Origin of the sequence: Paraburkholderia phymatum STM815 (assembly GCF_000020045.1) — a bacterium.
Lineage (GTDB): Bacteria > Pseudomonadota > Gammaproteobacteria > Burkholderiales > Burkholderiaceae > Paraburkholderia > Paraburkholderia phymatum.
The window spans coordinates 411890-424448 of the sequence record NC_010622.1; the positions used below are offsets into that span (position 1 = coordinate 411890).

8 protein-coding genes are annotated in these 12559 nt (G+C 62.3%); 4 read left to right on the forward strand and 4 right to left on the reverse strand.

Annotated elements, in window-relative coordinates; all coding sequences use genetic code 11:
- Positions 1 to 40: 40 nt before the first annotated feature.
- Positions 41 to 1318 (reverse strand): amino acid deaminase, encoded by a 1278-nt coding sequence (locus tag BPHY_RS01810; protein ID WP_012399783.1) that lies wholly within the window; start codon positions 1316 to 1318, stop codon positions 41 to 43.
- A 141-nt stretch (positions 1319 to 1459) separates the two neighbouring features.
- On the opposite strand from BPHY_RS01810, the gene BPHY_RS01815 reads away from it, so the two are divergent.
- The 3 genes from BPHY_RS01815 to BPHY_RS01825 are packed head-to-tail and all read left to right on the forward strand — an operon-like array spanning position 1460 to position 4289.
- Positions 1460 to 2353: a MurR/RpiR family transcriptional regulator gene (locus BPHY_RS01815; protein ID WP_012399784.1), complete on the forward strand. Its 894-nt coding sequence runs from the start codon at positions 1460 to 1462 to the stop codon at positions 2351 to 2353.
- A 3-nt stretch (positions 2354 to 2356) separates the two neighbouring features.
- Positions 2357 to 3844, forward strand: a complete 1488-nt coding sequence (locus BPHY_RS01820; RefSeq protein WP_012399785.1) for an N-acyl-D-amino-acid deacylase family protein — start codon at positions 2357 to 2359, stop codon at positions 3842 to 3844.
- A gap of 58 nt (positions 3845 to 3902) precedes the next feature.
- Positions 3903 to 4289 carry a RidA family protein gene (locus tag BPHY_RS01825; RefSeq protein WP_012399786.1) on the forward strand — a complete coding sequence of 129 codons (387 nt, stop codon included), beginning with the start codon at positions 3903 to 3905 and terminating at the stop codon, positions 4287 to 4289.
- 163 nt (positions 4290 to 4452) lie between these two features.
- On the opposite strand, the gene queF is transcribed toward BPHY_RS01825, so the two are convergent.
- The 3 genes from queF to ilvA are packed head-to-tail and all read right to left on the reverse strand — an operon-like array spanning position 4453 to position 7736.
- Positions 4453 to 5277: an NADPH-dependent 7-cyano-7-deazaguanine reductase QueF gene (queF, locus tag BPHY_RS01830; RefSeq protein WP_012399787.1), complete on the reverse strand. Its 825-nt coding sequence runs from the start codon at positions 5275 to 5277 to the stop codon at positions 4453 to 4455.
- Entirely contained in the window at positions 5274 to 6176 is a 903-nt protein-coding gene (locus BPHY_RS01835; RefSeq protein ID WP_012399788.1) for a 5'-nucleotidase, read from the reverse strand. The genes queF and BPHY_RS01835 overlap by 4 nt, the downstream gene beginning before the upstream one ends.
- A gap of 9 nt (positions 6177 to 6185) precedes the next feature.
- On the reverse strand, positions 6186 to 7736 hold the full coding sequence (gene ilvA / locus BPHY_RS01840) for a threonine ammonia-lyase, biosynthetic (RefSeq protein WP_407671205.1): 1551 nt from the start codon (positions 7734 to 7736) through the stop codon (positions 6186 to 6188).
- A 680-nt stretch (positions 7737 to 8416) separates the two neighbouring features.
- Between ilvA and BPHY_RS01845 the strand changes: the two genes are divergently transcribed.
- A complete protein-coding gene (locus tag BPHY_RS01845) occupies positions 8417 to 12532 on the forward strand; it encodes a DUF3683 domain-containing protein (RefSeq protein WP_012399790.1) in 4116 nt (1371 codons plus the stop codon).
- The last annotated feature ends 27 nt before the right edge of the window (positions 12533 to 12559 follow it).

A 12559-nucleotide genomic window follows, 5' to 3' on the forward strand; every position in this document is an offset into this window, starting at 1 on the left:
CACACAGCGCCGCTTGCTCGACGAGGCGATTGAAGAACGATCAGAAGAACGTTTCGATCACTTCCGTGACGCGGTACGACGGGTCGACCACCAGCACCTGACGCCATTTGTCGAACGTCAGGCACGGATGTGAGATGTCGAACGCGATCATGTCGCCGACCTTGAGATCGGCGCCTACGGGAATCCGCAGATACGCATGCTGATCCATCATGCCAAAAATTTCCCAGCCTTCATCGGCGGTGATATCGCGCGGCTTCTCGGCGCCGGGCCGATAGTGCTTCGCGGGCTCGGGATAGCCGGCATCGAACGCTGAATCGCGCTTGCCGAGACCGATGATCGCGCGGTCCGGTTCGGGAATCGACTGCACATAGGCCCACAAATGCAGCGCGGGCAACAGGCCTTCGCCCATGCGCTTCGCAACGGGATTGCGCTTGAAGATGTCCGTCTGCGCCTTCCGATAGATGCCGACGTCGTGCGTCAGATAGCAGCCCGGACGCAGCACGATTTCAATGCGGTCCTTGCGCGACGCCTTCTGGAATTCTTCCGCGACGACGTCGTACCACGCCGACCCTGCGCCTGACAGCACGGCGGGCGTACGCGCGAAGCGGCCCTTGTCCGACAGTTCGAGCGTGAGCTTCACGGCACTGCGCAGGAAGTCGCGCACTTCCTGCTCTTCCTTCAATACACCTTCATACAGTTCGATGCCCGCGAGCTTCAGCGAGTCGGGAAAACGCGCGATTGCGTCAAGTACGGCCTGCGTCTGCGCGTCATTGCGAACACCTGTGCGGCCGCCCGGCACGCCGAGTTCGATCAGCACCTGCAACTGTTTCTTCACCGAGCCGAAGAACTTGCCGAGTTGCTCGACTCCTTCCACGGAGTCAACGAGGCAGAAGAATTCGAAGTCCGGATCGCTCAGCAGTTCGGCGATCATCAACATGTTGCGCTTACCGACCAGCTGATTCGCCATCAGCACGCGCGATACGCCGCCGTGATACGCGGCGCGCACCTGATGTGCGGTCGCCAGCGTGATGCCCCATGCACCCGTTTCGATCTGGCGGCGGAACAATTGCGGCGCCATCGTGGTCTTGCCATGAGGTGCGAGCTTCACGCCGTACTCGGCGACGAACTTCTGCATCCAGTTCAGGTTGTGCTCGATGCGGTCCGCGTACAAAACAGCAGCGGGCAGACTTACGTCCTCGTCGAGCAGATTCCATTCGAGGCGCGACGCGTCCGACAACTGGATGCTTGTGCCGGGTACGTTGCCCAAGCCCTTGCTATAAGGGTCGATCGTCGCTCCCTGATAGTTTGTAACTTTCATGTCATCCTGCTCCATCGGCCAGTTAAATCGAATCGAAGTTGACTTTCGTATGTTACCGAAAGTACGATGGTTGATGAAATGTTATTTAGTACCACGCGTGCCGCGACCGATGTTAGCGGCCGCGCGAGGCACATGCGCGCCATGAATTCCTCTGCCGAACCCGTTGCCTTCGACATCGTCGCCCGCATTGCAGAATGCGCACCCGGGTTGCGCTCGGCCGAGCGCAAGGTCGCGGCGCTGATTCTCGACGACCTGACGGGCGCGTCGCGCGCTAGCATCGGCGCACTGGCCGAAAGAGCCGAAGTGAGCGTCGCGACGGTCACGCGGTTCGCGAAGGCCGTCGGTTGCCGCGACGTGCGCGAGCTGAAGTTGCGGCTCGCGCAGGCGGCGGCCGTCGGCCAGCGCTTCCTGCAGACTAGCGCGCAAAACGATGACACGCCCGAGCCATTGGCGACGCGGGTCTTCGACGAGTTGCAGACGGCGCTCACGCACAATCATCAGTTGCTGTGTCAGGCACCCGTTGAGCAGGCGGCAGCCGCGCTGCGCGAAGCGCGCATGATTTACGTGTTCGGCATGGGCGGCGGCTCGACCGCGCTCGCCGACGAAATGCGCTTCCGCCTCGTCCGTCTGGGCCGGCCTGTTGCGACTTACCAGGACGCGTTGTTGCAGCGCATGGTCGCGTCAACGGTCTCGCGCGACACGGTGGTGATTGCGTTGTCGACGACGGGCCGCGTGCCGGAAATGGTGGACAGCTGCAAGATCGCGCGCAGTTACGGCGCGACGCTGATCACGGTGACGGCGCCCGCATCGCCGCTCGCGAAGCTGGCCGACTGGGTGATTCCCATCGTCGCGTTTGAAACCGACTTCATTTACAAGCCGTCGTCGTCGCGCTACGCGATGATGATGGCGCTCGACGTGCTGGTCACCGAACTCGCGTTGAGTCTCGGTGACGAGAGCCGCGAACTGCTGCGCCGCATGAAGCATGCGCTCGACGCGCATCGCGGCGGCGGCGACCGACAACCGCTAGGAGACTGATCCATGCATTCGCACCCTGAAGCCGCCGATACGCTGATCGTCGGCGCGCAGTTGTACGATGGCACGGGCGCGCCGCCCGTCGAACGCGACGTCGCGTTGCGCAATGGGAGGATTGCCGCAATCGGCAATCTGTCGAACTGGCTGGCCGAAGAGGTGATCGAGGCGAACGGCCGCGCGCTCGCTCCCGGCTTCATCGACGTGCACACGCACGACGACACCCACGTGATCCGCTCGCCGGAAATGCTGCCGAAGATCACGCAGGGCGTGACGACGGTGATTGTCGGCAATTGCGGCATCAGCGCGTCGCCTGTTTCGCTGCATGGCGATCCACCCGATCCGATGAATTTGCTGGGGCCGCGCGACGCATTCCAGTATCCGACCTTCGCCGCGTATGTCGCTGCCGTGAATGCAGCAAAGCCATCCGTCAACGTGGGCGCGCTGATCGGGCACACAGCGCTGCGCAACAACCATATGAACCGACTGGACCGCGCGGCGACCGCGCGCGAAATCGACGGCATGCGCGCGCAGCTCGAAGAAGCGCTCGCGAACGGCGCGCTCGGCCTGAGTTCCGGCCTTGCCTATGGCTCTGCATTCGCCGCGCCGACGGAAGAAGTGATGGCGCTTGCCGAGCCGCTCGCGGCGTCGGGCGCGTTGTACACGACGCACATGCGCACCGAGTTCGACGCGATTCTCGATGCGATGGACGAGGCATACCGTATCGGCAAGCATGCGCGCGTGCCTGTGATCATTTCGCATCTCAAGTGCGCGGGGCCGTCGAACTGGGGGCGCAGCGTCGAGGTGCTTGCATCGCTTGAAGGGGCGCGGCAGTTCCATCCTGTCGGGTGCGACTGTTATCCGTACAACCGCAGTTCGTCGACGCTCGACCTCAAGCAGGTGACGGGCGACATCGACATTACGATCACCTGGTCGACGCCTCATCCCGAGATGGCGGGGAAGACGGTGAAGGAGATCGCGGCGGAGTGGGGCGTGACGCAGCAGGATGCGGGCAAGCGGCTACAGCCGGCGGGCGCTGTGTATCACAACATGTCCGAGGACGACGTGCGGCGCATCCTCTCGCATCCCGCGACGATGGTCGGCTCGGACGGCTTGCCGAATGATCCGTTGCCGCATCCGCGCTTGTGGGGCGCGTTTCCGCGCGTGCTGGGTCACTATGCGCGCGATCAGAAGCTGATCGCGCTGGAAGAAGCGATTCGCAAGATGACGAGCCTGTCGGCGCGACGCTTCGGCTTGAAGGAGCGCGGCGAGGTGCATATCGGTTATCACGCGGATCTGGTGCTGTTCGATCCGTTGCGCGTGCGCGATGCGGCGACGTTCGAGGAGCCGCAGCAGGCAGCCGATGGCATCGATGCCGTGTGGGTGAATGGCGTGTTGTCGTATCGCGATGGTGTGCATACGGGCGAGCGCGCGGGAAGGTTTGTCGCACGTGGGGCGACGGCGGCGTCTCGGGCCGAACTGGCTGACGTTTTTTGATTTGATTTTGATGCGTTCGCGTCGATTGCGGACGCGCTTACATGACAGGAGTTGAACGATGAAGCGTTATGGTGTTGAAGGTGGCAAGGGCACGGGCGGTCAGGTCATGCCGTTTGCGCGAGCGGTCGAAGCGGATGGCTGGCTGTTCGTGTCGGGACAGACGCCGATGGAAAACGGCGAAGTGATCAACGGCGGAATCGTCGAGCAGTCGCACAAGGCGATTCAGAACGTGATGGCGATTCTGAGCGAGGCCGGATATGGGCCGGAGCATGTCGTCCGGTGTGGTGTATGGCTCGACGATCCGCGTGATTTTGCTTCCTTCAACAAGGTGTTCAAGGAGTACTTCGGGGCTAATCCGCCTGCGCGGGCGTGCGTTGTGTCGTCGATGGTCATCGACTGTAAAGTCGAAGTGGATTGTGTTGCGTATAAGAAGCCTGCGGCTTGATTTTTTTTGCAATGGGCTGGCATCCGCGTTTTGCTTCTGGTTCGTTGGCGAACCACAAGCAAAACGCGGATGCCAGCGAAAGCGCAGAGCGATAACCGGAAGGCGTAGCCTGCGCCGGAAAGGCAAGAATGGCGACTACCGTCGCAGACAAAATGACAAACGGCTACTGCCGGGCAGTACGCAAATTATCCGGCATAGGCAGATTAAAGTTGGTCCGAAACGGATTGATATCAAGACCGCCGCGCCGCGTATACCGCGCGTACACCGCCAGTTTGACGGGCTGACAAACCTTCATCACATCGAGAAAGATCTTCTCGACACACTGCTCATGGAACCCAGTATGGTTCCGATAAGAAATGATGTAACGCAGCAGCGCTGCGTGATCGATCTGCGGTCCGACGTAGTGAATCTGCACCGAACCCCAATCGGGCTGGCCGGTCACCGGGCAATTCGACTTCAAGAGATTGGAAAACAACGTTTCCTCAACAGGCGCCTCATCGAGCGCCGCCTTGAGTATGGAAGCGTCCGGCTGATAAACCTCGGCGTCGAGATCGAGACGATCCAGCGAAGTCCCTTCGAACTCCTCCAACCCGAGCTTGGAAAACTCCGCCGGCGGATAAAGATGCAACGACACTGACGACCCGCACGCAGCAGAAACATCGCGCTTGATGGTGTCGCGTACCACGTCGATCGAATCAAACGAACTCTGCGCAAATGAGCCGAGATAAAGCTTGAACGACTTCGACTCGACGATATTCGGCGAATCGGCAGGCACATAAAACGTCGCGATGGCGATCTGCGGCTTGCCGCGCGCGTTCAGCCACGACAGTTCATACGCGTTCCAGATATCCGTGCCGAAGAACGGCAGCGTTGCGCCGATGCCGATCTGGTCGCGCGCGTTCTTGCGCGCGATCGGAAAGAGCAGCGACGCGTCGTATTGTTCGGTGTAGCTGGACGGCTTGCCCAGCGGGGATTGTTCGGGTGTCATGATACGTTCACGATGCCACTCACGACATGCCCGATCGCTGTCACGTCACGGGCCGATTCACAGTGGCGAATTTGGTCGTCGAAGAAAAAGTCCGGCTCGAACTCGCGCAGAAACGCGCCCTTGTCCAGCCCGCCAAGAAACATCGCCTCGTCGATTTCGATGTTCCAGGCCATCAGTGTGCGGATCGCCCGCTCATGCGCCGGCGCCGAACGCGCCGTCACCAGCGCAGTGCGAATGTGCATCGGCGCGGCTTCGTCGGCGAGCGTCTGCAAACGGTGCAGCGCCTTGAGCAAAGGCTTCAGCGGTCCGTCGGCGAGGGGCAGATCCTTGTTGTCGGTCTCGTGGCCGACAAAGGCCCCAAGCCCGTCCTTCTGAAACACGCGCTCGGCTTCGTCGGAAAACAGCACGGCGTCGCCATCGAACGCAATGCGGATTTCGTCCGGATACTTACCTGCCATTTTCGCCGATTCCGGCAACACGCGTGCGGCGGGGAAGCCGGCCGCCAAAGCATCGCGCACGTCGTCCTGATTCGCGGACAAAAACAGCGACGCGTTCAACGGCTTCAGATACGCAAACGGCGCACGGCCGCGCGTGAACACACCGCGCTCGATCGCCAGCCCGTGCTCGCGACACGAACTGAATGCGCGCAGGCCGCTAATGGGATCGCTGCGCGACAGAATCACCACTTCGACGCGATGCGCGCCCGCATTCAGCGCCAGCAGCTTGCGAATCAGCGGAAAGGCGACGCCGGGCTTCGCGGGCACATTCAGCCGTGCGCGCTGCAGCGTTTCGTACGCATGCAGATCGCCTTCCTCGTACACGCCGTTTTCTTCCTCGAAATCGAACAGCGCGCGCGAGGAGATCGCCACTACAAGCTTGTCGTTGAGCGAAAAAGCCATGCGCAACGCTTATGCGAGGAACAGGCGATACACCGGGTTCGACGTCTCTTCCCAATACGGATAGCCGAGTGTCGCGAGGAAGCGCGCGAATTCCGCATCTTCCGCCGACGGCACCTGAATGCCGACGAGAATCGAGCTGTAGTCCGCGCCCTGGTTGCGGTAATGGAAAAGGCTGATGTTCCAGTTCGGCGCCATCGACGACAGGAACTTCATCAGCGCGCCCGGCCGCTCCGGAAACTCGAAGCGGAACAGGCGCTCGTCGTGCGCGAGCGGCGAGCGTCCGCCGACCATGTAGCGGATATGCTGCTTCGACAGCTCGTCGCCCGTCAGATCGACGGTCGCAAAGCCGTGCTCCTCGAACGTGCCGGCGATCTGCGCGGACTCGCCGCGGTTACGGATCTGCACGCCGACAAAGATATGCGCGGAATTCGCATCTGCAATGCGGTAGTTGAACTCGGTGACGCTGCGCGTGCCGACCAGTTCGCAGAAGCGTTTGAAGCTGCCGCGTTCTTCGGGAATCGTCACGGCGAACACGGCCTCGCGCGCTTCACCGACTTCCGCGCGCTCGGCGACGAAGCGCATGCGGTCGAAGTTCATGTTTGCGCCCGACGTGACCGCGATCAGCGTCTGGTTTTCGATGCCTTCGCGCTCGGCATATTGCTTTGCGCCCGCGACGGCCAGCGACCCGGCCGGCTCCAGCACGCTGCGCGTGTCCTGGAAGACGTCCTTGATCGCGGCGCACAGCGCGTCGGTGTTGACCGTCAGCACCTCGTCGAGATACGCCTGGCACAGGCGGAATGTCTCTTCGCCGACGAGCTTGACGGCTGTGCCGTCCGAAAACAGGCCGACTTCGTTGAGCGTGACGCGCTTGCCGGCCTTGATCGATTGCGCCATCGCGCACGAGTCGTCCGTCTGTACGCCGATCACCTTGATCTCAGGACGCACCGATTTCACGTACGCCGCAATGCCGGCCGCGAGACCGCCGCCGCCGATGGGCACGAAGATCGCGTGAATGGGCGCCTGATGCTGGCTCAGCACTTCCATCGCGACGGTGCCCTGGCCGGCGATCACGTATGGATCGTCGAACGGATGGACGAAGGTCATGCCGTGCTGTTCCTGCAGCTTGACGGCGTGTGCGTAGGCATCGCTGTACGACTCGCCTGCCTGCACGACCTCGACGGTCGGCCCGCCGTGCGCGCGCACGGCGTCCACTTTTACCTGCGGCGTCGTCACGGGGACGACGATGGTTGCCTTCACGCCCATACGTGCCGCCGACAGTGCGACGCCCTGAGCATGGTTACCCGCCGAAGCCGTGATCACGCCGCGCGCGAGCGCGTCGGCGGGAATATGCGCCATCTTGTTGTACGCGCCGCGCAGCTTGAACGAGAAGACGGGCTGATTGTCTTCGCGCTTCAGGTAAATGGGGTTGCGCAGCCGTGCGGACAGATTCCGCGCATATTCGAGTTCGGTCTCACGCGCGACGTCGTAGACGCGGGCGTTGAGGATTTTCTTCAGATAGTCGTGGGAAGCCATACGGGGCGCGCGCCTGGCGCGGTTGATTGCTGGTTGTTGACTGACGGGAAGGGGTAATGATAGCGCTTAAGTGTCCTGGCGGACGTGGTTTGGGCGTGGCGTCAGGTTTGAGATTCGGATTTCTCTGGTTTTCGCTGGCATCCGCGTTTCGCTTCCTGTTTCGCTTCCTGTTTGCTGGTGCACCCGCACAGGGGGCAACGCCAGCAGACCAGAGACACTACGCGGCTGCCAGCGAAACACGAAAGCAGAAAGCCAAAGCCGGCAAAGCTGTGTCGCAGACAAAAAAACCACGTCGCCAGCGGCCATCTTGATGACGAATTTCGAAAAGCCAACTCGCAAAGGCTTGCCCCACGGACATTCGACGGCGAACGCGCGTCGACATCCTGCGGTAGAATCCTGTTTTGGAACAAGGATCGGAAGATCGGAAGATGCATTGGCAGCCTCGGATCGCCCATTTGATGCCCGTCCCGCGTGAGGCTCGCCCCGCGGCGCAGCGGCACGTGCGGCACGCACGATCGCGTAGCTATATCTGAGCGCCGCGAGGCGACCGGCCACCCACGTTCCAGCCATTTCCCCGGCGATCCCGGGCGCTGGCCTGCCGGTTGCGGCTTCGCACATTAGAAAGATTTCCAGCATTGCGCCCCGCGCGCACTGTCAGCCGGCCTCAGCGATGAGCGCGCGCCGCTGACCTACCGAGTCGTCCAAACATGAACGCACCTCAAGTTTTCGATCCGCACGGCGCCGCCGCCACCGTTGCCGCCGACGCCGAACCGCGCCTGCGCGAAATCCCGTACAACTACACGTCGTTCTCCGACCGCGAAATCGTCATCCGCCTGCTCGGCGACGAAGCATGGGCTGCCCTCGACGAATTGCGTGCGGAACGCCGCACCGGCCGCTCGGCGCGCATGCTGTACGAAGTGCTCGGCGATATCTGGGTCGTGCGTCGCAATCCTTACCTGCAGGACGACCTGCTCGACAATCCGAAACGCCGCGCGCTGCTGATCGAAGCGCTGAATCACCGTCTCGCGGAAATCGAAAAGCGCCGCCGTGCCGACCTCGTCGAACATACCGACGACGCAGGCGTCGACCGAGCGGCACGCGTCGAAACGCTGGTCGCCGCGGCGCGCCGCGCCGTCGATGCGTTCGCCAGCGAGTTCGACAAGATGGCCGACCTGCGTCGCCGTGCGACCAAAGTGCTGGGCCGCCAGACGCAGAAGGACAATATCCGCTTCGACGGCATCGCGCGCGTCTCGCATGTGACAGACGCGACCGACTGGCGTGTCGAATATCCGTTCGTCGTGCTGACGCCGGACACAGAGGCCGAGATCGCCGGCCTCATCAAGGCGTGTTTCGAACTCGGCCTGACCGTGATTCCGCGTGGCGGCGGCACGGGCTACACGGGCGGCGCGGTGCCGCTCACGCCGTTCTCCGCCGTCATCAACACGGAAAAGCTCGAACAACTCGGCGCCGTCGAACTGACGGAGCTGCCCGGCGTCGCGCACAAGGTCCCGACCATTTTCTCCGGCGCGGGCGTCGTCACGCGCCGCGTGACGGAAGCGGCCGAGCAGGCGGGCTACGTATTCGCCGTCGATCCCACCTCGCTGGACGCTTCATGCATCGGCGGCAACGTCGCGATGAACGCAGGCGGCAAGAAGGCTGTGCTGTGGGGTACGGCGCTCGACAATCTCGCGTGGTGGCGCATGGTCGACCCGGAAGGGAACTGGCTCGAAGTCACGCGCCTCGATCACAACCTCGGCAAGATTCACGACATCCCCGTCGCGCGCTTCGAGCTGAAGTGGTTCGACGGTGAATACGCGCCGGGCGAAAAGCTGCTGCGCACGGAGCTGCTCGACATCGAAGGCCGGCGCTTCCGCAAGGAAGGCCTCGGCAAGGACGTGACGGATAAATTTCTTGCAGGCCTGCCGGGCATCCAGAAGGAAGGCTGCGACGGTCTGATCACGTCGGCGCGCTGGGTGCTGCACAAGATGCCCGCGCACACGCGCACGGTTTGCCTCGAATTCTTCGGCCAGGCGCGCGAAGCCATTCCGAGCATCGTCGAAATCAAGGACTATCTGTTCGAAACGTCGAAGCAGGGCGGCGCGATTCTCGCGGGCCTCGAACACCTCGACGAGCGTTATCTGCGCGCCGTCGGCTACGCGACGAAGAGCAAGCGCAATGCATTTCCGAAGATGGTGCTGATTGGCGACATCGTCGGTAACGATGCGGACGCGGTCGCCACGGCGACCTCCGAAGTGATCCGCATGGCCAACGGCAAGAGCGGCGAAGGCTTCGTGGCCGTCAGCGCCGAGGCACGCAAGCGCTTCTGGCTGGATCGCAGCCGCACGGCCGCGATCGCCAGGCACACCAACGCGTTCAAGATCAACGAAGACGTCGTGATTCCCCTGAACCGCATGGGCGAATACACGGACGGCATCGAGCGCATCAACATCGAACTGTCGATCAAGAACAAGCTGCAACTGATCGACGCCCTCGAAGCATTCTTCAAGAGCGGCAAACTGCCCCTCGGCAAGAGCGACGACGCGAATGAAATCCCTAGCGCCGAATTGCTGGAAGATCGCGTTCAGCAGGCGCTGGAACTGCTCGCTCACGTGAAGAAGCGCTGGGAATTTCTGCGCGACAAGCTCGATCTGTCGTTGCGCGAAGCGCAGCACTATCTGGTGCAGCTCGGCTATGCGGGCCTCGCGGAAAAATTCGCGGACCGCGTCGACGATCAGCCGGACGCGAACGTGTTCCACATCGTGCAGGATCGCACGGTGCGCGTGTCGTGGAAGCAGGAGATACGCGCGGAACTGCGTCAGATCTTCAATGGCGGCGAGTTCAAGCCGATTCTCGACGAAGCGCAGGCCATCCACAAGCAGGTGCTGCGTGGCCGCGTGTTCGTCGCGCTGCACATGCACGCAGGCGACGGCAATGTTCATACGAACATCCCCGTCAACTCCGACAACTACGAGATGCTGCAGGACGCGCATATCGCGGTGGCGCGCATCATGAAGCTCGCGCGTTCGCTGGACGGCGTGATTTCCGGCGAGCACGGCATCGGCATCACGAAGCTCGAGTTCCTGACGGACGACGAGATCGGCGAATTCCGCGCGTATAAGCAGCGCGTCGACCCGCATGGCCGCTTCAACAAGGGCAAGCTGCTCGAAGGCGCGGACCTGCGCAATGCCTACACGCCGTCGTTCGGCCTGATGGGCTATGAATCGCTGATCATGCAGCAATCCGATATCGGCGCGATCGCCGATTCGGTGAAGGACTGCCTGCGCTGCGGCAAGTGCAAGCCCGTCTGCGCGACGCATGTGCCGCGCGCGAATCTGCTCTACAGCCCGCGCAACAAGATTCTCGCTACGTCGCTGCTGGTCGAGGCGTTCCTGTACGAAGAGCAGACGCGCCGCGGCGTGTCGATCAAGCATTGGGACGACTTCAACGATGTCGCCGATCACTGCACGGTCTGCCACAAGTGCGTGACACCGTGCCCGGTGAAGATCGACTTTGGCGACGTTACGATGAACATGCGTAATCTGTTGCGCAAGATGGGCAAGAAGAAGTTCAACGCGGGCAACGCCGCGGGCATGTTCTTCCTCAACGCGACGAATCCGCAGACCATCAATCTCGCGCGCACCGCGATGATGGGCGTCGGCTACAAGGCGCAGCGCCTCGGCAACGACGTGCTGAAGAAGCTCGCCAGGAAGCAGACGGCGCATCCGCCCGCAACCACGGGCAAACCGCCCGTCGTCGAGCAGGTGATCCACTTCGTCAACAAGAAGATGCCGGGCAACCTGCCGAAAAAGACGGCGCGTGCGCTGCTCGATATCGAGGACAACAAGATCGTGCCGATCATCCGCAATCCGAAAACGACGACCGTCGATTCGGAAGCGGTGTTCTACTTCCCCGGCTGCGGGTCTGAGCGGTTGTTCTCGCAGGTCGGTCTTGCGACGCAGGCGATGCTGTGGGAAGCGGGCGTGCAGACGGTGCTGCCGCCGGGCTATCTGTGCTGCGGCTATCCGCAACGCGGCTCGGGCCAGTTCGACAAGGCCGAGCAGATCGTCACCGACAACCGTGTGCTGTTCCACCGCGTCGCGAATACGCTGAACTATCTCGACATCAAGACGGTGGTGGTGTCGTGCGGCACGTGTTACGACCAGCTGGCCGGCTACGAATTCGAGAAGATCTTCCCGGGCTGCCGGATCATCGACATCCACGAATTCCTGCTGGAGAAGGGTATCAAGCTCGACGGCGTGACGGGCACGCGTTACATGTACCACGACCCGTGCCACACGCCGATCAAGACGATCGACCCGGTCAAGCTCGTCAACGAACTGATGGGCACGGAGAAGAACGACGGCTACAAAATCGAGAAAAACGACCGCTGCTGCGGCGAGTCGGGCACGCTGGCCGTTACGCGTCCCGACATATCGACGCAGGTCCGCTTCCGTAAGGAAGAGGAAATCCGCAAGGGTGCGGCGAAACTGCGCGGGATTCCCGTCGTCGCCGACGCAGGCGCAAACGCTATCAACATGGCAAACGCGGCAGCGGGCGCAGCCGGCGCTCCAGCGGGTTCGGTGCTCAAGGCCGGCGACGGCCCGCAACCGAACGGCGCCAAGGGACCAAACGGTGCAACCGACGTCAAGATCCTGACCAGCTGCCCGTCCTGCCTGCAGGGCCTGTCGCGGTACAACGAAGACGCGAACGTCGAAGCGGACTACATCGTCGTCGAAATTGCGCGTCACGTGCTGGGCGAGAACTGGATGGCGGATTACGTTCAGCATGCGAACAATGGCGGAATCGAGCGCGTGCTGGTCTAATGGCACGATAAAGGCTCCGCTCGAGGA